This is a genomic window from Croceicoccus estronivorus (assembly GCF_001625325.1).
In the GTDB taxonomy this organism is placed as follows: Bacteria; Pseudomonadota; Alphaproteobacteria; order Sphingomonadales; family Sphingomonadaceae; genus Caenibius; species Caenibius estronivorus.
In genome coordinates this window covers 1-20,330 of sequence record NZ_JRQQ01000013.1, presented here as the reverse complement: position 1 = coordinate 20,330, position 20,330 = coordinate 1, and the positions used below count along the sequence as shown (strand labels likewise).

General features: G+C 60.7%; 17 protein-coding genes and 1 other RNA gene. 10 read left to right on the top strand and 8 right to left on the bottom strand.

Annotation, left to right across the window (positions count from 1 at the left end; translation table 11 throughout):
• The first annotated feature begins 38 nt into the window (after window positions 1-38).
• From MB02_RS16110 to rsmA, 4 genes are all read left to right on the top strand, one after another.
• Window positions 39-2,285, top strand: a complete 2,247-nt coding sequence (locus tag MB02_RS16110; RefSeq protein ID WP_067540196.1) for an LPS-assembly protein LptD — start codon at window positions 39-41, stop codon at window positions 2,283-2,285.
• A gap of 167 nt (window positions 2,286-2,452) precedes the next feature.
• Entirely contained in the window at window positions 2,453-3,808 is a 1,356-nt protein-coding gene (locus tag MB02_RS16105) for a peptidylprolyl isomerase (RefSeq protein WP_067540191.1), read from the top strand.
• Between the two features lie 4 nt (window positions 3,809-3,812).
• Complete coding sequence (gene pdxA, locus MB02_RS16100; protein WP_067540188.1) at window positions 3,813-4,823, top strand: 4-hydroxythreonine-4-phosphate dehydrogenase PdxA; 1,011 nt, start codon at window positions 3,813-3,815, stop codon at window positions 4,821-4,823.
• Window positions 4,823-5,641 (top strand): 16S rRNA (adenine(1518)-N(6)/adenine(1519)-N(6))-dimethyltransferase RsmA, encoded by an 819-nt coding sequence (gene rsmA, locus MB02_RS16095; protein ID WP_067540185.1) that lies wholly within the window; start codon window positions 4,823-4,825, stop codon window positions 5,639-5,641. Before pdxA ends, rsmA begins: the two co-directional genes overlap by 1 nt.
• Here the strand turns inward: rsmA and MB02_RS16090 are convergent.
• Window positions 5,638-7,734, bottom strand: coding sequence for a malate synthase G (locus MB02_RS16090; protein WP_067540181.1), 2,097 nt, complete (start codon window positions 7,732-7,734; stop codon window positions 5,638-5,640). The two genes, rsmA and MB02_RS16090, sit on opposite strands and share 4 nt — an antisense overlap.
• A 260-nt stretch (window positions 7,735-7,994) precedes the next feature.
• On the opposite strand from MB02_RS16090, the gene MB02_RS16085 reads away from it, so the two are divergent.
• Window positions 7,995-8,234 (top strand): hypothetical protein, encoded by a 240-nt coding sequence (locus MB02_RS16085; protein ID WP_067540178.1) that lies wholly within the window; start codon window positions 7,995-7,997, stop codon window positions 8,232-8,234.
• Window positions 8,235-8,369: 135 nt separating this feature from the next.
• On the opposite strand, the gene ssrA is transcribed toward MB02_RS16085, so the two are convergent.
• Both ssrA and mscL read right to left on the bottom strand, forming a co-directional pair.
• Window positions 8,370-8,713, bottom strand: a transfer-messenger RNA (tmRNA) gene (gene ssrA / locus MB02_RS16080).
• A 7-nt stretch (window positions 8,714-8,720) separates the two neighbouring features.
• Entirely contained in the window at window positions 8,721-9,149 is a 429-nt protein-coding gene (mscL, locus tag MB02_RS16075; RefSeq protein WP_067540175.1) for a large conductance mechanosensitive channel protein MscL, read from the bottom strand.
• Between the two features lie 168 nt (window positions 9,150-9,317).
• On the opposite strand from mscL, the gene MB02_RS16070 reads away from it, so the two are divergent.
• The 4 genes from MB02_RS16070 to MB02_RS16055 are packed head-to-tail and all read left to right on the top strand — an operon-like array spanning window position 9,318 to window position 11,928.
• Window positions 9,318-9,929: a LemA family protein gene (locus MB02_RS16070; RefSeq protein ID WP_067540172.1), complete on the top strand. Its 612-nt coding sequence runs from the start codon at window positions 9,318-9,320 to the stop codon at window positions 9,927-9,929.
• Between the two features lie 38 nt (window positions 9,930-9,967).
• The gene (locus MB02_RS16065) at window positions 9,968-10,699 is read left to right on the top strand and encodes a TPM domain-containing protein (protein ID WP_067540315.1); all 732 of its coding nucleotides are present in this window, start codon (window positions 9,968-9,970) and stop codon (window positions 10,697-10,699) included.
• 9 nt (window positions 10,700-10,708) lie between these two features.
• Window positions 10,709-11,395 carry a TPM domain-containing protein gene (locus MB02_RS16060; protein ID WP_067540312.1) on the top strand — a complete coding sequence of 229 codons (687 nt, stop codon included), beginning with the start codon at window positions 10,709-10,711 and terminating at the stop codon, window positions 11,393-11,395.
• Window positions 11,392-11,928 (top strand): NUDIX hydrolase, encoded by a 537-nt coding sequence (locus tag MB02_RS16055; RefSeq protein WP_067540168.1) that lies wholly within the window; start codon window positions 11,392-11,394, stop codon window positions 11,926-11,928. The genes MB02_RS16060 and MB02_RS16055 overlap by 4 nt, the downstream gene beginning before the upstream one ends.
• Window positions 11,929-11,949: 21 nt before the next feature.
• Here the strand turns inward: MB02_RS16055 and MB02_RS16050 are convergent, their stop codons facing one another.
• From MB02_RS16050 to MB02_RS16030, 5 genes are all read right to left on the bottom strand, one after another.
• Window positions 11,950-12,279, bottom strand: a complete 330-nt coding sequence (locus MB02_RS16050) for an antibiotic biosynthesis monooxygenase family protein (RefSeq protein ID WP_067540165.1) — start codon at window positions 12,277-12,279, stop codon at window positions 11,950-11,952.
• 81 nt (window positions 12,280-12,360) lie between these two features.
• Window positions 12,361-15,957 (bottom strand): hydantoinase B/oxoprolinase family protein, encoded by a 3,597-nt coding sequence (locus MB02_RS16045; RefSeq protein ID WP_067540309.1) that lies wholly within the window; start codon window positions 15,955-15,957, stop codon window positions 12,361-12,363.
• 82 nt (window positions 15,958-16,039) lie between these two features.
• Window positions 16,040-17,353: an oxygen-independent coproporphyrinogen III oxidase gene (hemN, locus tag MB02_RS16040; protein WP_067540162.1), complete on the bottom strand. Its 1,314-nt coding sequence runs from the start codon at window positions 17,351-17,353 to the stop codon at window positions 16,040-16,042.
• Window positions 17,354-17,398: 45 nt separating this feature from the next.
• Entirely contained in the window at window positions 17,399-18,244 is an 846-nt protein-coding gene (locus MB02_RS16035; RefSeq protein ID WP_235829552.1) for an esterase/lipase family protein, read from the bottom strand.
• A 10-nt stretch (window positions 18,245-18,254) separates the two neighbouring features.
• Window positions 18,255-19,175, bottom strand: coding sequence for a formylglycine-generating enzyme family protein (locus tag MB02_RS16030; protein WP_067540302.1), 921 nt, complete (start codon window positions 19,173-19,175; stop codon window positions 18,255-18,257).
• A 311-nt stretch (window positions 19,176-19,486) separates the two neighbouring features.
• Here MB02_RS16030 and MB02_RS16025 point away from each other — a divergent pair.
• Window positions 19,487-20,330: sulfatase-like hydrolase/transferase (locus tag MB02_RS16025; protein WP_235829551.1), on the top strand; the 844-nt coding region annotated here is incomplete at its 3' end.

Here is a 20,330-nt window from a genome sequence, read left to right as displayed (position 1 = left end):
CCGTTGCAGTTAAGGGCGGGCGGTGCGATAGGCAAGCCATGCTCCCCGATGCTGCGCCATTGCTGCAAGCCCCGATCCGCCGCTTGCACCATACACGTTCGGCCCTTTCCCTAGCCCTGCTGGTGCCCTTTGCACTGCCGGGGCAAGCACACGCGCAAGATGCGGAACAGGCCCAGGGAACGCAGGAGCAGCGTGAAATCGCGTTCGAAGCGAACCAGTTGGACTACGATTCGGACGCGGACATTCTCACTGCCAGTGGCGACGTCATCCTCCGCACGGATGGGCAGACGCTGGAAGCGCAGAACGTCATCTGGAATCGCAAGACCGGCCAGATCACTGCCAGCGGCAATATCCGCCTGAGCGACGAGGACGGTAACCAGCTGTTTTCGGACAGCCTTGAGCTGACGGATGAACTGAAGGCAGGCGCGATGCAGAACATGCTGCTCGCCTTTGCCGAAGGCGGGCGACTCGCCGCGCGGGAGGGAACGCGCGGTGAGGATGGTGCCATCGTGCTTCGCGATACCGCCTACAGCGGATGCCCGGTTACCGGGCCGAATGGCTGCGACCGCAAGCCAAGCTGGCGCGTGATTGCCAATCGTGTGGTCTATGACCCGGACGAGAAGCGCGTTCGCTTTTACGGCGCACGACTGGAAGTATTCGGGATGCCGCTGGTGCCTTTGCCCGGTCTGGCGGTCAATACCGATGGCAGGGCGCGATCCGGCCTCATGATTCCGGGCATTTCCGTATCGCGCAATAATGGGCTCGAACTCTCGGCGAGCTATTACGCGCGGTTGTCCGACAATCGTGATCTCGAACTGACCGCGTATGCTTTTTCCGAAGCACCGCCGATGGGGAAAGTCCGCTATCGGGCCCTGTGGGATAACGGTGCCTACCAGTTCACCGGATACGCGACCCGCAGCGAACGTATTCCGTTGTCCAACACTGTGCCGGAGAAGGATTGGCGCGGTTATCTCGAAGGCAATGGCCGGTTCCAGTTCGATCCCAACTGGAGCCTGACTTATTCCGCCCGCGTCGCAAGCGACCGCACATTTCTGCGCCGTTACGACATAAGTCGCGACGACCGCTTGCGCTCGACAGTCGACCTGGAACGGATCGGCGAAAACACTTACTTTTCGCTTTCCGGCTGGGCCACGCAAACGCTGCGCACCGGTGACGACCAAGGGCAGGTGCCTATCGCCCTGCCCATTCTCGAATATCGTCATCGCCTGACCCCGCCCTTGCTCGGCGGAAAGGTCGAACTGCAGGTCAACAGCCTCGCGATCAGCCGCACTTCCGGACAGGATACCCAGCGTGCTTTCGCTCTCGCGCGGTGGGATCTCCGACGGATCACCGGCATGGGGCAAGTGATCAGTCTGACCGCGCTTGCACGCGGCGATGCCTATCATTCGAGCGACAACGACCTTACCGACACTTCCATCTACAGAGGCCTTCCGGGCTGGCAAACCCGCGGCATCGCAATTGGCGCGATCGACGTGAAATGGCCTTTCCTGGGCCCGGCGTTCGGCGGCACGCAGGTTTTCACGCCGCGCATTCAGCTTGTCGCCTCTCCCAAGGTTCGCAATCTCGACGTGCCTAACGAGGATGCGCGCGCGATCGATCTGGAGGACAGCAACCTTTTCGCGCTCAACCGCTTCCCAGGTTATGACCGGGTGGAGGACGGGGTTCGCTTCACCTACGGGTTCGACTGGCAACTCGACCGGCCGGGCTGGCGGATCAAGACGACAATCGGCCAATCCTATCGCCTGACCAACGAAGCGGAAATCCTGCCGGAAGGCACCGGGTTGAGCGGGCGCTTCTCCGACTATGTCGGACGCACAGAGATCCGTTTCCGCGAATTCCTGACGCTCACGCACAGGTTCCGGCTCGACAAGGACAACTTCGGCATACGGCGCAATGAAGTTGCCGCCGCCGTCGGCACACGCAAGACTTACGCTGAAGTCAGCTATCTCAGGCTCAACCGCAATATCCAGGATCTCGAAGATTTGCAGGACCGCGAGGAACTGCGGGTTGCGGGTCGCATCGCCATTGCCGACTACTGGTCGATATTCGGCTCGGGCGTGATCAATCTGACGGACCGCAAGGAAGATCCGACAGCCCAGTCCGACGGCTTCGAACCCCTGCGCACCCGCGTCGGCATTGCCTACCAGGACGAGTGTATGGAATTCGGCCTGACCTGGCGGCATGACTATGTCGATACCGGCGACGCTCGGGCCGGCAATCGTTTCCAGGTCTATTTCGCCCTGCGCAATATCGGTGTTCAATAGGTTGGAGCCCCGCGATTTCGCGCAGGCGTTGGCAGGGCGTTGCAAACACGCTATCGGCGCAACTCAGCTTCGGTTAAGCCTGCTGGCGGCAAGGCCTCCGGACGATTGGCCCCGAATGATTGGGATGACGCCGGAATGGCGCCGATAACAGGAATGCACGAGTGGTAATGAAAACCCAGCGTAAGACCCCCTCCCGGCGTGTGGCCTTTTGCGCTGCTTTCGCCGTATTGCTTTCCAGCGTCGGCATAGCACACGCGCAGGATTCCGATGAAGAGACGACAAGCGCGCTCAGCATTCCGCAGGATCTCAAGATTTTCGGCGAGAACGACCCGAACGTGCGCCGCGCCGCAGTGCGCGTGAATGGCGACATCATCACCGGGACGGATATCGATCAACGGCTTGCGCTCGTGCTTGCAGCGAACACCCAACCGATGAGCCCCGAGGAAACGGAGCGGCTGCGCCTGCAGGTTCTCCGGAACCTGATCGACGAAACGCTCGAAATCCAGGAAGCCAAGGCTCAGGAAATTCAGGTCGATCCGGCAGAGATCGAGCAGACCTATGCTCGCGTCGCCGCTCAGAATTTTGGCCAGAACACGCAGGCGATGGACGAATACCTCGGGCGGATCGGTTCTTCGCCAACATCGCTCAAGCGCCAGATCGAAGGCGAACTGGCTTGGCAGCGCCTGCTGCGCCGCAATGTTCAACCTTACGTGAACGTCTCGGAAGAGGAAGTGAACGAGCTGCTCGCGCGGCTCAAGGCTTCACGCGGGACAAGCGAATATCGCATTGGCGAAATCTACCTGTCCGCCAATTCGGCAAACAGGGCCTCCGTTTTCGAAAACGCCAAGCGAATCGTGGAACAACTGAGCCAGGGAGGCAGCTTCGTTGCCTATGCCCGTCAGTTTTCGGAAGCATCGACCGCCGCTGTCGGTGGCGATCTGGGATGGGTCCGGCTTGCACAGCTTCCCACAGAACTGGCTACCGTTGCACGTGACATGGACCGCGGCCAGCTCGTCGGGCCGGTAGAAGTCCCTGGCGGCTTTTCCATCATCTATCTGATCGACAAGCGGCAGGTCCTCATGGCCGACCCGCGCGATGCCCTTCTCAGCCTCAAGCAGATCTCGCTCGCCTTCCCCGCAAGTACGAGCGAGCAGGACGCACAGAAGAAGGCTGCTTCGTTCGCCGAAGGTGTGAAGCGGATCAAGGGGTGTGGCGATGCTGACAGTGCAGCCGATGCTCTGGGTGCTTCGATCGTGACCAACGATAACGTACGCATCCGTGACCTGCCCGCACCGTTGCAGCAACTGATGCTGTCGCTGCAGGTGGGCGAGACGACCCCGCCGTTCGGTTCGGCCAAGGAGGGCGTGAGCGTACTCATGCTGTGCGGCCGCGACGAAGCGGCTACCAACGATGGGCCCAGTTTCGATGATCTGATGACCCAGATCGAAGATGAACGCGTCAACAAGCGTGCGCAGCGTTATCTGCGCGATCTGCGCCGCGACGCGGTAATCGAATACAACTAGGCGTATGAACGGCCCCGCGCTTGCGGTTTCGCTAGGCGATCCCGCCGGCGTCGGGCCGGAATTGGTGTGTGAGGCATGGGTCCGGCGGGATAAAGAAGCCTTGCCTGGCTATTTTGCCGTCGGCGGCGCAGGCCTGCTCGCAGCCGCGGCCAAAACCCGCGGGCTTGCAGTGCCCATACAGCAGATTACCGATCCAGCCGAAGCCATTGCGGTATTCCCTCACGCCCTGCCCGTCCTGGGTGAGGAAGACACCGAATATCGCCCTGGCCAGCCCAGCACAGATGGTGCCCGCCTCGCCCTGTTTTCTCTGACGCGTGCGACCGAACTTGCCATCAACGGTTTCGCATCGGGCATAATGACCGGGCCCATCGCCAAGGCCCGGTTGGCGGAAGTGGGTTTCCATTATCCCGGTCAGACCGAATTCGTAGCCGCAGCCTGCAACATCGCCGCACAGGATGCCGTGATGCTGCTTGCCGGACCAAGGCTCAGGACTGTTCCGCTAACCGTTCATTGCGCACTTGCCGATGTCCCCGGCCTCCTTTCCGTCGATCTGATCCGCAATCGCGCGCGGATTACAGCAGAGGGATTGCGCAGGGATCTCGGCATCGCACAGCCGCGGCTGGCGATCTGTGCGCTTAATCCTCATGCCGGGGAAGAAGGCCGCTTCGGTGACGAGGAAGGGCTGATTGTCGCCCCTGCTATCGCTGCCTTGCGCGATGAGGGCATTGACGCGACCGGGCCCCACCCGGCGGACTCGTTGTTTGCTCCCCATGCCCGCGAGACATTCGATGTGGCCATCTGCATGTATCACGATCAGGCCCTGATCCCGCTCAAGGCGCTCGACTTCGACAACGGCGTCAACATGACACTGGGATTGCCGATCGTACGTACCTCGCCCGACCACGGCACCGCTTTCGCCATCGCCGGCCGCAAACAGGCCGATCCGGGCGCATTGATTGCCGCAATTCGTTTGGCTGGTGAAGCCGCCTTCCGTCGGCAGGGGCACAGCGAATAGTGTCTGCATTGCCCCCCATCCGCGAAGTGATCGCCCGGCACGGTCTGTCGGCGTCAAAAGCGCTCGGCCAGAACTTCCTCCTCGACGAACAATTGCTTGATCGTATCGCGGCCATACCCGGCTCTCTGAAGGGCAAGCCAGTGCTGGAAATCGGGCCGGGACCAGGGGGGCTTACGCGCGCGCTGCTGCGGGCTGGCGCCCGCGTGTCAGCCATCGAAATGGATCGACGTTGCCTGCCCGCACTTGCCGAATTGGGAGAGGCATTTCCCGGCCAGTTGAAGGTGATCGAAGGCGATGCAATGGCAATCGACCCGGCAAGCCTGTTCGACGAGCCTTATGCCATTGTGGCGAACCTGCCCTATAATGTCGGCACGGCGCTGTTCACCGGTTGGCTATCCGGCGAAAGCTGGCCGCCACAGTGGTCATCCCTGACCCTGATGTTCCAGCAGGAAGTTGCTCAGCGCATCGCTGCCCAGCCTGGCAGTTCCGCCTATGGGCGATTGTCCGTGCTGGCCCAGTGGCGATCGACTGCAAAGCTGGCCATGAAAGTCCATCGCAGCGCCTTCACGCCGCCACCCAAAGTCATGAGCGCGATCATTCACGTTACCCCCGCGCCCATGCCGGAAGGGGTCTCTGCCCGTATTCTGGAACGCGTGACGGAAGCCGCTTTCGGGCAACGCCGCAAGATGCTGCGACAAAGCCTCAAGGGGTTACCCAATGCAGTCGACGCGCTCGAACGCCTGGGGATCGATCCGCAACGCCGTGCCGAGACGCTGAGCGTTGCGGAATTCGTGGCAGTGGCAAAAGCTCTGAGCTAGGCTGCCGCAGCTTTCTTCTTGCGCCGCCAGGCGTGCAGCAACGGTTCCGTGTAACCGCTGGGCTGCTCGACACCCTTAAACACCAGATCACATGCGGCCTGGAACGCCATGCTGCCATCCCAATTGCCTGCCATCGGCTCATAGAGCGGATCACCGGCATTCTGCGCATCGACCTTGGCCGCCATACGGTGCAGCGAGTCCATGACCTGCTCTTTCGTGCAGACGCCGTGCAGCAGCCAGTTTGCCATGTGCTGACTGGAGATGCGCAAAGTCGCGCGGTCTTCCATCAGCCCGACATCGTTGATGTCAGGCACTTTGGAGCAACCCACGCCCTGATCGATCCAGCGCACGACGTAACCGAGCAATCCCTGCGCGTTGTTGTCGAGCTCTTCGCGCACTTCCTCTTCCGACCAATTGGTGCCTTCGGCCAACGGGATGGTCAGCAACGCCTCGATCGGTGGAATACCGCCCTTTGCAACTTCGCCTTGCCGGTCAAAGACATCGACCTTGTGGTAATGAAGCGCATGCAGGGTCGCTGCCGTAGGGGACGGTACCCATGCGGTGTTGGCGCCCGTCATCGGATGGCCGATTTTCTGGTCCAGCATATCGGCCATCCGGTCGGGTGCGGACCACATACCCTTGCCGATCTGCGCCTTGCCGGACAAGCCATGCTTCAAACCGATGGCGACATTGCGTTTTTCATAGGCGTCGATCCACACTGAATTCTTGATCGCGCCCTTGCGGATCATCGGGCCGGCCCGCATCGACGTGTGGATTTCATCACCGGTCCGATCGAGGAAACCGGTGTTGATGAATACGATCCGGTCCTTAACTGCCCGGATACATGCCGCGAGATTGGCACTGGTGCGCCGTTCCTCGTCCATCACGCCAACCTTGATCGTGTGGCGGGCAAGGCCCAGCATATCCTCGACCGCATCGAACAGGTCGTTCGTGAATGCGGCCTCTTCCGGGCCATGCATCTTGGGCTTCACAATGTAGATGCTGCCCTCACGGCTGTTACTATAACGACCCAGACCGTCGAGATCGTGCTTCGCGATCGTGCTGGTCATGACCGCATCCATGATCCCTTCCGGAATTTCCGAACCGTCGGGCAACAGGATCGCGGGGCTGGTCATCAGGTGCCCGACATTACGCACGAACAACAGGCTGCGACCGGGCAAGGTGAACTTGGAACCTGAGGCCGCGATCCATTCGCGGTCAGCTTCCAGTTCGCGCGTGATGGTCCGGCCGCCCTTGTCGAAACTGGCCGACAAATCGCCCCGCATCAGCCCCAGCCAGTTCGCATAGGCATGGCGCTTGTCTTCACCATCGACCGCCGCGACCGAATCCTCCATGTCGATAATGGTGGTCAGCGCGGATTCCATGATCACGTCGGCAATGCCCAAGGGGTCCGTCGCACCGATCGGGTTTTCGCGATCAATCACCAATTCGATATGCAGACCGTTATTGGTGAACATGACGCCATTGGCTGGATTACCGTCACGCGTGGCGAACGCGTGCGGGCATTCACCTCCTGTCAAAGCCGCTTCCCAGCCGGGAATGGTTTCATTCAGGAAACGGCGGACCCGCTTGATGACCGCAGCACCGCGTTCCGGATCATAGCCACCCGGCTTCGCCGCCGGGGCATCGAGCGCATCCGTACCGTAGAAGGCATCGTAGAGGCTGCCCCAACGGGCATTGGCCGCGTTGAGTGCAAATCGTTCGTTTAGAACCGGCACCACCAGCTGCGGTCCCGCCATGGTAGCGATTTCCGGATCGACATTCTGCGTACCGATGACGAAGTCTTCCGGTTCCGGAACAAGATAACCAATCTCGGCAAGGAACGCCTTGTAACCTGCGGCATCATGCGGTTGCCCGGCCCGCTCCATATGCCAGGCATCGAGTTGGGCCTGCAGCGCATCCCGCTTTGCCAGCAGATCACAATTGCGCGGAACGAAATGTTCGCAGATCGAGGCCAGCCCTTGCCAGAAACTCTCCGCATCGAGACCCAGCGGTGGCAGCACGGCCTGTTCAACGAATGCAGCAAGCCCCGCATCGACCTTCAGTCCCGCGTGTTCGATCCGTTCGTTCATGGAAATACCCCTTCGACATAGCATTGAGACCAGTCATGGAAAGACCGGTACGAAGTCAAGACATGCCCCGGGGAAGAAGCGTCGCGCCTATGGCCCATCGCGCCCCGCAGGGCAAGGGTGAAACTGTAGCTCCACGATATGCGGAGACATGCCGAAGCGTCGGGATAACTTACAGTTGATTTCGTGTTAACCAAGACTTTGCGCGGCGATTGGCGACTGGCATGATCGTTGCTGGGCAACATGCCTAACGAGAGGTAACCATGGTTCGGAAGATCGGCAGGCTGTTCATCATCAAGACGCGATTGGAAGCCTTCCTGATCATCTACGCGCTTGCCTTGGGCGCATGCGAACGAGGAATCGTCTATCTTGGCCAATATCCGGGCTGGGGCGGCAAAGCGCTGTTTCTCGCCTGCACCGGAGCGGTTTTCATGGCCGGGGGTAAGATCCTCGACTGCCTCAAACATGAGAAGCGATTGCGCGAGGCCGAAAGCGAGGCCTGACCCGGTCACACGCGCCGCTCGTTCACACCCACGCAGGCCCTGCCCCGTTACGAACGGCCATTACCGGGCACCTGCCCTTTGCATCCATATGAAGGGAGGGTGGGGGTTTCTGTTGCTAGGCACCCCCGGGCCCCCGGAATCCGCTTCTGTTGCCCGGTGGGTCCAACCGCGCTTTAGCTTTGTAAGGTCAGGCCGTTAGGCCTTAAAATTACGCAGCGAGAGCGAGTGCTTCATTGTCATTGGCACTTGTGAGTTTTGAGCCTTTAACGGGTTACTCAGCCCGGACGAAAACAACGTCTTTCAACACACGTCGATCCTGGTTCGGCCCCAACATTTCCCCCGTGACAATCAGGAGAGGTGGTGGAGCCGCCGGGTACTGCCCCCGGGTCCGCTGTGCCTATTGCACGCCGCAATTTATCGTCATAGCCGATCGAAACCGGCACGCCCTATATAGGGAATGCCGGCTTAATGTGAAGTGACTGCGGATTACTTCTTCAACGCGTCGCGGATCTCGATCAGCAAATCGATCTCGCTTGGCCCGGCAGGCGGCGGCGGAGCTGCTTCTTCCTGCTTTTTCATCATTCTGTTGGCAGTCCGGACCATCAGGAAAATGATGAAGGCAAGAATCACGAAATTGATCACGGCGGTAACAAAGGCGCCGTATCCGATCATGACCGCACCCGCTTCCTGCAGGGCGGCGAAATCGGTCAGCGATCCCTCGTAACCGTCCGGCGTGCTGAGCAGAATGAAATAGTTGGAGAAATCGGCTCCACCGAAGATCGCACCGACGATCGGCATGATCACGTTATCCGTCAGCGACTTGACGATCGAACTGAACGCCCCACCGATGATCACGGCCACAGCCAGGTCGAGGACATTGCCTTTGGCGATGAACTCCCTGAATTCCTTGAGCATGCTTTCTCCTGTTCCTCCAACGATCCAGGCAAAGACCCTGCCACCAACGTCGGGACATCTCAAGCTATCGGGGCTATCGGCCCATCCTCACCTTGCGCCGGGCACACGGCTCGCTATCTTCGCAACACCACGCGGGAAGCCGCGCGCCTAACGAGAGGAATCCCGTCCATGTCACGCCCTGTGTCGCTTCTCCGAAACATCCTCGTTGCCTTCACGGCTTTCGCCCTGGCTGCCTGCGGCATCAATTCCGTGCCCACGGCGGAAGAAAACGCCAAGGCCCGCTGGGCGGACGTACAGGCCGCATTTCAGGAACGTGCCAATCTTGTTCCCAATCTCGCCGCCGTGGCCAAGGGCGCTGCCGAGCAGGAAAAGGGCATCCTGACCGGTGTGATCGAAGCACGTGCCAAGGCCACCAGCATCCAGATATCGGCTGACGATCTCACCGATCCGGCCAAGATGGCCCAGTTCCAGGCGGCGCAGGAGCAATTCTCCCAGTCGCTGGCCGGGTTTGGGCGCCTGCTCGTCAATGTGGAGCGCTATCCCGAGCTCAAGAGCATCACCAATTACCAGATGCTGCAAAGTCAGCTGGAAGGGCAGGAAAACCGGGTCCGCATCGCCATTCGTGATTACAATCAGGCCGTGCAGAACTATAATACCACAGTCCGCACCTTTCCCGCGATCATAGCCGCCAAGCTGATCTACGGCGCAAAGCCGATGGTCCCCTATCAGGCGGCAACACCAGGCGCCGAAGTCGCACCCAGCCTTGAAGGGAAGATTTGAGCAACGCCCCTCCTGTAATCGCCGTGTTCCGGCGTACCATGCTCGTGCTGCTAGTGGCTCTGGCCTGGCCCGGGCTGGCTGTCGCGCAGGAATTTCCCCCGCTCACCGGACGTGTGGTCGATGCGGCGAACGTCATCCCTCCCGATGTGGAGGCGCAACTGACTGCCAAGCTGGAAGCGCTGGGACAGCAGTCCCAACGCCAACTGGTTGTCGCAACGATCCCCAGTCTGCAAGGCTACGAAATTTCGGACTACGGCTATCGCCTCGGCAGGCACTGGGGCATCGGCAGCAAGGAGCGCAATGACGGTGCCCTGCTGATCGTCGCACCTTCCGACCGCCAGGTGCGGATCGAGGTCGGGTATGGTCTGGAACCGGTGCTCACGGACGGTATGTCGTTCCTCATCATCAACAACGACATCCTGCCTCGCTTCAAAGCCGGTGACATGCCGGGCGGGATTGTCGCCGGGACCGATGCGATCATCAAGCAGCTGACCCTGCCGGAAGAAGAGGCCCGGCAGATTGCGGCCAAGGCCGATGAGCGCCGTCAGGAGGGCCCCTTTCCCTTCGGCCTGCTGATCTGGCTTGGGTTCATTTTCTTCTTCTTCGTCCTGCCGATCATTCGCGGCGGCGGTCGCCGCAGGCGCGGTGCCGGGCCGGTAATCCTGTTTCCCGGCGGGTTTTCCGGCGGTCGCAGCTCAGGCGGCTTTGGCGGTGGATTTTCCGGTGGTGGCGGCAGCTTCGGCGGCGGCGGCGCGAGCGGACGCTGGTAAGGGATGACGATGCACAACACATCATCTCCGCTCAACGATGCCGGTCGCCAGCGCATCAGCGAAGCGGTCTCCAAGGCGGAAGAGAACACTTCAGGCGAAATCGTGACGATCCTTACCGATCGTTCCGACGGTTATGGCGATATTGCCTTGGCCTGGGCCGCATTCGCGGCTTTCACGGCACTAACGGTCGTTTCCCTGTGGCCTAGCTTTTTCCTGTCCAAGCTTGAACTGATAAGTGGCCGCTGGAACAGCGAATGGACAGCGGCTCACGCATTCGCTCTCGCGGCGGCGCTTGGGATCGTGAAATTCGCCGCTGTCTGGTTGCTGCAACTGTGGCAACCGCTGAAGTTTGCTCTCGTCCCAGGGCAGATCAAAGATGCACGGGTACATGATCGGGCCTTGGCGGCCTTCCGCATCGGAGCGGAACGGCGGACCCATGGCCGCACCGGTATCCTGATTTACCTTTCCATGCGCGAACATCGCGCTGAAATTATTGCGGACGAGGCAATCGCCAGCAGGGTCGACCCTGCCGTATGGGGCGATGCCATGGCGGCGATGCTCACCGAACTGAAGCAAGACAGGGTTGCAGAAGGGATGTCGGCTGCCGTGGAACGCGTCGGGGCCGTTCTGGCCGCGCATTTTCCCTCCGACGCCGAAGATGTAAACGAATTGCCGGACAGATTGATCGAAATATGAACCATCGCGATGCCGACGCCCCCGAGAATGTCGTCTGGGAAGGCCGCTTCATTACCGCAAAGACCAAGGGCCGTTGGGAATACGTGTCGCGTTCACGCGGAATCCGGGCAGCTGTGATCCTGGCGGTGGAAGACGATCACGTCATTCTCGTCGAACAATACCGTGTGCCGCTCGGCCGCTTCTGCATTGAATTGCCGGCAGGTCTGATCGGCGACCATGATGCCTTCGATGGCGAAGATGCACTTGCCGCTGCCGGACGCGAACTTGAAGAAGAGACTGGCTACCGCGCGGCCAAGCTGGAGGACTGCGGTGAGTTCTACTCCTCGCCCGGCATGGTCAGCGAGAGCTTCCATTTGATCCGGGCCAGTGGCCTGGAAAAAGTCGGAGACGGAGGAGGGGTGGACGACGAAAATATCGTACCCCACCGCGTGCCATTGTCAGAGCTTTCCCGCTTCGTGGCCGATCAACGCAAGGATGGAAAAGCCATCGATGTCCGGTTGCTCATGCTGCTTGGCCCCGGCTTCACCGGATAGTCCGGCCGACTCTTCCCGCTATCAGGTTGCAGCCTGTGCCGGAGCCACTGTCTGCACCACTTCGAACCCTTCGAACCGCGGATGGCCGAGATAGAGCGGTTTGTTCTCACCCGCACCGCGATGTGCCATGCGAAACGCCTCGGACCTGGTCCACGCCTCGAAATCCTCGCGCGAGCGCCAGACGGTGTGAGAGGCAAACAGGGTGTGGTCTTCTGCCTCCGGACCGCGCAGGAGGTGGAACTCCACAAAACCCGGTACACCGGCAAGAAAGGTATCGCGCGAGGTCCAGACCTTTTCGAATGCGTCCTCGTGACCCCGCATGACCTGAAATCGGTTCATCGCAATATACATGGCAACTCCTTTACCCAGCAAATGGCTTGCCTCGGGCCCTGCAAGGTGGGCGCCCTTCGCTCGATCCACAAGCCGGGAATATCAACGCTTCGTGCCGTACCCGCCGCCGCCTGGTGTTTCGATCATCATCAGGTCGCCCGGCTGAGCCTCAACCGTCGCGGACGACGCAAGGATCTCGACCTTGCCATTTTCACGTTCCAGACGATTGATACCCGGCGCACCATCGCCTCCTCCGTCAAGGCCGAAAGGCGTGACCACGCGTCGGCCTGAAAGAATATCGGCTGTCATCGGCTCAAGGAAGCGGATCGCGCGAATAACGCCATCGCCTCCGCGCCATCGCCCTGGCCCGCCCGAACCGCGCCGGATGGCAAAACGCTCCAACCGCACGGGAAAGGCGCTTTCCAGCACTTCGGGATCGGTCAGCCGGCTGTTGGTCATATGCGTCTGCACTGCATCGGCCCCCGCGAAGCCCGGTCCCGCACCGGAACCGCCCGCGATCGTCTCGTAATATTGATGGCGTTCGTTACCGAAAGTGAAGTTGTTCATCGTCCCCTGCGAAGCGGCCAATGCCCCCAAAGCACCGAACAATGCATCGGTTACGATCTGGCTGGTTTCGACATTGCCCGCCACCACAGCGGCAGGAGCGTGGGGATGAAGCATGGAGCCGTCCGGCACCACGATGCGCAGGGGGCGAAGGCATCCCTCGTTCATGGGCACCGCATCGTCGACCAGAGTCCTCACGACATAGAGGACAGCCGCCCGCACCACCGGCAGGGGTGCGTTGAAATTGTCCGCGAGCTGGGCGCTGGTACCGGTAAAGTCGATCACCGCCTCTCTCGCCGCATGGTCGATCCGGATCGCTGCGACGACCTCTGCGCCATTGTCCATCGGACAACTGAATGTTCCATCCGTGAGCCGCCCGAGCAATGCGCGAACCGCCTCTTCCGCCGCGTCCTGCACATGCCCCATATAGGCATCGACCACCGGGCGCCCCTGTTCCGCAGCGATACGGCGCAGTTCTGCGGCACCCTTGGCGCAAGCCGCGATCTGGGCCCTCAAATCGTCCAGATTGCGGTCGGGATTCCTCGCTGGCCAAGCGCCTGACGCCAGCAGATCCCGCAATTCAGGCTCGCGCAGGCGCCCCTGTTCGACCAGCAGGAAATTCTCGATCAGCACGCCTTCTTCGCCCACGGTGCGGCTGTTCGCGGGCATGGATCCCGGCGCGATCCCACCGATATCCGCATGATGCCCACGTGCCGCCACAAACCATGCCGGCTCCCGCTCTGTCTCATCCGCAAATACCGGCATGATCACCGTAATATCGGGCAAGTGCGTTCCGCCATCATAAGGCGCATTCAACGCATAGACATCGCCATGGCGAATACCGCGCCTGTCCCGCCCATCACCCCGGCGGGCAAGAATGGTCCGCACACTCTCCCCCATGGAACCGAGGTGAACAGGCATGTGCGGCGCGTTGGCGACCAGATTGCCGCTCTGATCGAATATGGCGCAGGAGAAATCGAGCCGTTCGCGGATGTTCACCGAACTTGCACTGTGCTGAAGCGTAGCGCCCATCTCCTCCGCCACGGCCATGAACAGGGCCCCCATGATTTCGAGCCGTACCGGGTCCATTTCCGTGCTGGCTGCTTTTCCCGACTTTTCGTTCGCGATACGGCTGAGGATCAGGTTGCCGATGGCATCCACGCGGACCTGCCAATCCGGTTCGACGACGATGGTTGAAACATCATCGACAATCAGGGCCGGCCCAAGCGTCGAAAAGCCTTCCGCCAATGTTTCGCGCCCAAGGAGTGGAGCTTCTCGAAACTCACCACCCGAAAATAGAGTGACCGCCCTCTCCGGCGCAGCTGACTTCGCCGGCAAATTCACGCGGGACGTTGCGGCACGGTTCTCATCGGCAACCGCTTCCATCCGCAGCATTTCGGCAATGATCCGTCCTTCTGCGGTAAAGCCGAACCGGGCCTGCCACAGCGCCGCGAATTTGGACTGCATCTCGTGCATTGAAGTGAACGGCACCTCGATCCCGCTCTCACTTCCCTCCGGTCGCAGGAGCAGCGCCGCATTGCGGCTCAGCCGGGCACCTTCCCCACATTGTACGGACAGATCATCCTGCACTTCCCTGCCCAGCCATTCGACTTCTTCGCTGATTTCGTCCCAATGCCCTTCATCCAGTGGCAGGCGCAGTGTCGTTTCCCGCACGAGGCTGCGCTGAGCCAGCCCCATTCCATATGCCGAAAGCAGGCTTGCCAGGGGATGGCAGACGACTGTTTCGATGCTCAGAGCATCCGCCACCCGGCAGGCATGCTGCCCCCCTGCTCCTCCGAAAGAGACCAGAGCGGCTCGTGTAACGTCATGCCCGCGCCTGAGGGAAATCGCCTTGATCGCATTGGCCATGTTGGCGACGGCAATTTGCAGAAAGCCCTCCGCCGCCGCCTCTCGGGTGAAGCACTGACCGGTTGCCGCCTCCACTTCGCGCAGAATGGCATCCATTCGGCTCTCAGCCGCACGGAGGTCGAGAGGCTCGTCCCCGTTCTGGCCGAACACATGCGGGAAATGGTCAGGCTGGAGTTTGCCCAGAAGAAGGTTGCAGTCGGTCACTGTCAGCGGGCCGCCCTTGCGGTAGCAGGCCGGCCCCGGCTGAGCCCCGGCAGATTCCGGGCCGACAAGGAAGCGTACCCCATCGAAACGGCAGATCGAGCCACCACCCGCCGCCACTGTATTGATCCGCATCATCGGAGCCCTGATGCGAGTTCCCGCGACCTGGACTTCGTTGTCACGCTCAAACATGCCCGCATAGTGGGACACGTCCGTGGAAGTCCCGCCCATGTCGAAGCCGATCACGTGATCGAAACCGGCCTCACGCGCGGTTGCCGCCATCCCTACGATACCGCCTGCCGGTCCGGATAGAATGGCGTCCTTGCCATGGAATGCCTCGCCTGCCGTCAGGCCGCCGTTCGATTGCATGTAGAGCGCATCGACAGCATCACCCAACCCGGCTTCCAGACCCCGGACATAGCGTTGCAGAACGGGCGAAAGGTAGGCGTCCGCCACGCAAGTCTGCCCCCGTGCGACCAATTTGATCAACGAAGCCACTTCATGACTGGTAGAGATCTGGGTGAAGCCGATCCGGCGCGCCATTTCGGCCAGCCGTTGCTCGTGTTCCGTGTGGCGGTAGCCATGCATCAAAACGATCGCAACAGCCCGCAGGCCCCGGTCGTAGGCGGCCTGCAATGCCGATGCCGCCTGTTCCCGATCCAGCGGACGAACCACGTTACCATCGGCCCCGATCCGCTCCGCTATTTCAGCCACATCGGCGTAAAGCGGTTCGGGCAGGATAATCTGGCGAGCAAACAGGTCAGGGCGATCCTGCGTTGCGATCCGCAATGCATCGCCAAGCCCAGCAGTTATCGCAAGCAGTACGGGTTCGCCCTTGCGCTCCAGCAGTGCATTCGTGGCCACCGTGGTTCCGAGCCGCAGTTCCGCCGGTGGTAGCGGTCCCTCGCCCGCCCCGGTGATCCGCCGCATCGCTTCCAATGCGGCGTCATCGTATCGGCCCGGATCCTCCGACAACAATTTCATCCGGTGGAGCGCGCCACCTTCTTCTTGGGCCACCACATCGGTGAAAGTGCCGCCCCTATCGACCCAGAACCGCCAAACCATGGTCATGCCATGTCGTAAATCGGGCTACATCGCAATCACCCTTCCGCCGATTGTCGAGGTGCCGGCGATGCTCGCGAATTCGTCAGATCGCCGAACTGAAACGACGGGGGGAATGTTGGCGATAGGGATCGAACTGCGAGGCAATACTGCGCGCATAAGGCAATCCTTCCGGCAGGATCGTCAATTCGTTGCCCGCAAAAGCGCACAACTCCTTACGCAAATAGGGTTCGAGCGCAGGAACACTCTGCCTGGCAAGGTCCGGTTCCATGCTTGCCCGGCCATGACATAGCAGCGCCTCGATCACTTGCCCGCGCCGCTGATCCTCCTCCGAACGGTAGACGCCCAAGGCCGCCGGGAGAATATCCTGCGACAACATCATCCGGTAACGGCCACTGTTCTTCTCATTCTGAACCAGAAGGTCGGGAAAGTTTCCGATGGCGGATGCACCCAGACCGATCAGCACCGGTGCCGCATCGTCGGTAAATCCCTGGAAATTGCGATGCAGCCTGCCGCTCACCGCTGCTTGCGCCAAGGGATCGCCGGGCAAGGCAAAATGATCGAACCCGATCGGATCGTATCCTTCATCGGTCAATTGGCGATAGCCACTCTGCGCCATCATAAAGCGCTCTTCCTTGCTCGGAAGAGCACTGCCGTCGATCCGGCGTTGCCGCGCGATTAGATGCGGTACATGGGCGTAGCCGAACAATGCGATACGGTTTGCCCCCATCGCGCTCGCAATCCGCAAGGTCTCTTCCAGATCAGCGTCCGACTGCCCCGGCAGGCCATACATGAGATCGAAATTGAGTGAGGTAATACCCGCATCCCGCAACAACGCCACACTGCGCTGGATCGCCTCCAATGGCTGGATTCTGCCAATCGCTTTTTGCAGGTGCGGGGCAAAAGTCTGCACGCCCATGCTGGCATGAGTCGCGCCGATTCCCGCGATCACGCTCCCCCATTCCGGGGACAGAGTCCGTGGGTCGAGTTCAATCGACACCTCCGGGCTTTCCAGGGAAAAATGCAGGACCAGTTCGCTGAACAAGCGGACAAAATCGACCGGAGAAATAGCGTTGGGGCTCCCCCCGCCGAAAGCGACCCGCCTGACCCGCGCATCGCGTGGCAAATGCGCCGCGACCAATGCGATTTCGTGATGCAATGAATCGAGATAAGTGGCCAGCCGCTGCCGGCGATTGGCCGCCCCCGTGTTGCAGGCGCAATACCAGCAGATCGATTCACAGAATGGAATGTGGACGTACAGTGAGATATCGCCGGAAGCGCCATTGAGCGCCTCGGCATAATCTCTCGGCCCGACATCGTCCCGGAACTCGGCTGCGGTCGGGTAGCTGGTGTAACGAGGCACCGGCATGTCCAGCAGATCGGGGTAATAAGGCCACATAGGTGGGGTTAGAGCAAAGCAGCCCCCACCCGACATTGAGACGAATCAATTTCCCTGGGCGGAGCCCATTTCGGGAAAGAAATGTCTGTAGGGGCCCGAAGGAACGAACTTGCTCCATCCCTGCTCCGGCTGGGCCAGCCTGTCCGCCACAGCATAGAACACCGCAGGATTGACCGAAAATCCGCTATGGCTTGAATAAACCTCGATATTCTCAGTGATCGCGTCCGTTTCGCTGACGCAATTCTGCCATGCGACGACTCCGTCGCTCTTGCTGAAAATCGCGCTGGACGGCACGGCCAGAGGCCGGTGGCCGCAACGATAACGCTCCCGATGTTCCGGACTGGAAAGCCGGTTCCCGGTGATCATCTCATAGAGAATCGCCAAACTGGTCGCACTCGGGTTACCCGCGAACGGCCCCGCCAGAGTAATGACCTGCCGCAGCGGCGACGAATCGCGCCGGGCCGCTTCGCGTGCGATGACTCCCCCCAGGCTCCATCCGACAAGGCTGACCTTGCGCCCGGTCTGATCCGCAATCGCATCGATCCGCTGCGCGACATATTCGCCATTTTCGCCCGCACTGTGCTGATCGAGGTTCCAGCCCAGATTCCAGGGAAACACTTCATACCCGATCAGCGAAAGAAACTCGCGCAACAGCATGGTTCCATGATCCGTCGCGGCAAAACCGGGCAAGACCATCACCGGGTGCCCGTCACCACGTGGCGACGTCGCAAGAAGTGGCCCGGTCAGCGCCAACAGCCCCAGTTCGGCGGCGAAGCGTGCAGGCTCCAGCAACGCCCATCCTAGCGATGGACGCCGGATTGCCTCCGGCTCATGGGCCGCCATGCTGTGCAACTGGTCATCCTGCGCAACCAGCTTGGGGATACTGCGCACCCCGCCCTTTCTAGCCCGCATCGCGTACCACGCAACGAAAGCCGACATGGCTGGTCGAAGTATCCAACGGCTGCGGGTGTCGCGCCGCCGGTCGATAACGCTGGCAATAGTTGGGCGCACACAAGTGCGAACCACCCTTCAACACCTTGCGCGGGATCGGAACCGCCGGGGTGCAGGGATCAAAACTGTCACGCGGCCGGCCGCCCCGCGGATTTTCGGCCACGCAGCAGGCACCCTTGGCTTTCTTCTCAACCACTGGCTGGCCATACCAGTCGTCGGTCCATTCCCAGACATTGCCGATCATGTCATACAGGCCATAGCCATTGGCCGGATAGGTGCGCACCGGCGATGTCCGTTCCCATCCGTCCAGCATTTGGTTCGCAAACGGGAACAGCCCCTGCCAGTAATTGGCCAGCATCGCACCATCAGGGGCCAGTTCATCGCCCCAGGCATATTCGGCGCCTTCCAACCCGCCGCGCGCCGCGAATTCGAATTCAGCCTCCGTTGGCAGCGACTTGCCCGCCCACTTGGCATAGGCCATCGCATCTTCATGAACCACATGGACAACCGGATGGTCCTCCAGCCCTTCGAGCGAACTGTCCGGGCCAATCGGATGACGCCAGTCGGCACCGGGCATGAATCTCCACCATTGGGAAAAATCGTTCGTATCGACCGGAGTCGGGGTCCTGAAGAACACCAGTGATCCGGCCTTGGCCAGCGATGGGTCCATCCCGGGATAGTCTGCCGGGTCCGGTGCCGTTTCAGCGAATGTCTTGTAACCGGTCGCTTCGACGAAGCGTGCAAATTCACGATTGGTGACAGGGGTTTCGTCAATCCAGAACGTATCGACGCGCACTTTCCGCAGCGGGGCTTCCTCCGGATAGAATCGCTCCGATCCCATGGTGAAGGTTCCGCCTGCGATCTTCGTCATGCCTGCAAGATCGGTTTCGGTTTGCAATATCCATCCTTTCAACAAGGCATCCCGCTCCGGGACGCCATAGACCAATGCCGTACACAAGGGAAAGCCTCGCGCCATCCGGCAGTTTCTTCGACGGCGAGACCCCACGAAAATTGGTGCGGCCGTGCTCAGCAAGGCCTCAGAACCATTGCAATTCTGCCCGCCTGCGGTCGACGGAAATCTGCATGGCCAACCAAGCCACGGGTTGCGAAATCACACCTGCATGGTACGATACTGTATATTACAGGAGCGTGTTGCTCCATGAGAAAATGAAGGGATCAGGGATGACAAGGAACGGGTTTCGCAAAACGGCCGGATGGCTCGCCATGGCAGCTTCGGCTGGAGCGATGTCGTTCGGCATGACATCCAGCGCCCTGGCGCAAGATCCCGCTCCCTCGCCTTCTGCCGCTTATCAACGGCATGCACCGGCGGGTGCCCCCAATGTCGTTCTGGTTCTGCTCGACGATGTGGGCTTCGGTGCAGCATCCACTTTCGGCGGGCCCGCAGTAACACGTGCTCTGGACGAACTGGCCAATGAGGGGCTGCGCTACAATCGTTTCCACACCACCGCGATCTGTTCACCTACCCGGGCTTCGTTGCTGACCGGGCGCAATCCGCATGCAACGGGCATCGGCGCCGTCATGAACGTAGCGGATTCACGCCCTGGCTATTCGGGTTTCCATGCGAAGGACACGGCCACGATCGCCGAGATCCTGCGGGAGAACGGTTACAGCACGGCTGCATTCGGCAAATGGCACCAGACCCCCGATTGGGAAGTCTCACAAAGCGGGCCGTTCGACCGCTGGCCGACCGGCGAAGGGTTTGAGAAATTCTACGGTTTCCAGGGCGGTGAGACCGACCAGTTCGATCCCACTCTCTATGATGGCACTACCCCGATCTTACGCCCTGAAGGCAAGGACTATCACCTGACCGACGATCTGGTCGATCACTCGATCCAGTGGATCAGGGCCCAGAAGTCGGTAACGCCCGACAAGCCGTTTTTCCTCTACCTTGCAACCGGCGCAATCCACGCGCCGATCCAGGTGCCCCAAGAGTATATCGACCGTTACAAGGGTAAGTTCAATCAGGGTTGGGACAAGCTGCGTGAGGAGATATTCGCGCGGCAGA

Coding starts and splice junctions, on each gene's coding strand:
- MB02_RS16110 (WP_067540196.1), top strand. CDS start 39: ATGCTCCCCGATGCTGCGCCATTGCTGCAAGCCCCGATCCGCCGCTTG.
- MB02_RS16105 (WP_067540191.1), top strand. CDS start 2,453: ATGAAAACCCAGCGTAAGACCCCCTCCCGGCGTGTGGCCTTTTGCGCT.
- pdxA (WP_067540188.1), top strand. CDS start 3,813: ATGAACGGCCCCGCGCTTGCGGTTTCGCTAGGCGATCCCGCCGGCGTC.
- MB02_RS16090 (WP_067540181.1), bottom strand. CDS start 7,734: ATGAACGAACGGATCGAACACGCGGGACTGAAGGTCGATGCGGGGCTT.
- MB02_RS16085 (WP_067540178.1), top strand. CDS start 7,995: ATGGTTCGGAAGATCGGCAGGCTGTTCATCATCAAGACGCGATTGGAA.
- mscL (WP_067540175.1), bottom strand. CDS start 9,149: ATGCTCAAGGAATTCAGGGAGTTCATCGCCAAAGGCAATGTCCTCGAC.
- MB02_RS16070 (WP_067540172.1), top strand. CDS start 9,318: ATGTCACGCCCTGTGTCGCTTCTCCGAAACATCCTCGTTGCCTTCACG.
- MB02_RS16065 (WP_067540315.1), top strand. CDS start 9,968: ATGCTCGTGCTGCTAGTGGCTCTGGCCTGGCCCGGGCTGGCTGTCGCG.
- MB02_RS16060 (WP_067540312.1), top strand. CDS start 10,709: ATGCACAACACATCATCTCCGCTCAACGATGCCGGTCGCCAGCGCATC.
- MB02_RS16055 (WP_067540168.1), top strand. CDS start 11,392: ATGAACCATCGCGATGCCGACGCCCCCGAGAATGTCGTCTGGGAAGGC.
- MB02_RS16050 (WP_067540165.1), bottom strand. CDS start 12,279: ATGTATATTGCGATGAACCGATTTCAGGTCATGCGGGGTCACGAGGAC.
- MB02_RS16045 (WP_067540309.1), bottom strand. CDS start 15,957: ATGGTTTGGCGGTTCTGGGTCGATAGGGGCGGCACTTTCACCGATGTG.
- hemN (WP_067540162.1), bottom strand. CDS start 17,353: ATGTGGCCTTATTACCCCGATCTGCTGGACATGCCGGTGCCTCGTTAC.
- MB02_RS16030 (WP_067540302.1), bottom strand. CDS start 19,175: ATGACGAAGATCGCAGGCGGAACCTTCACCATGGGATCGGAGCGATTC.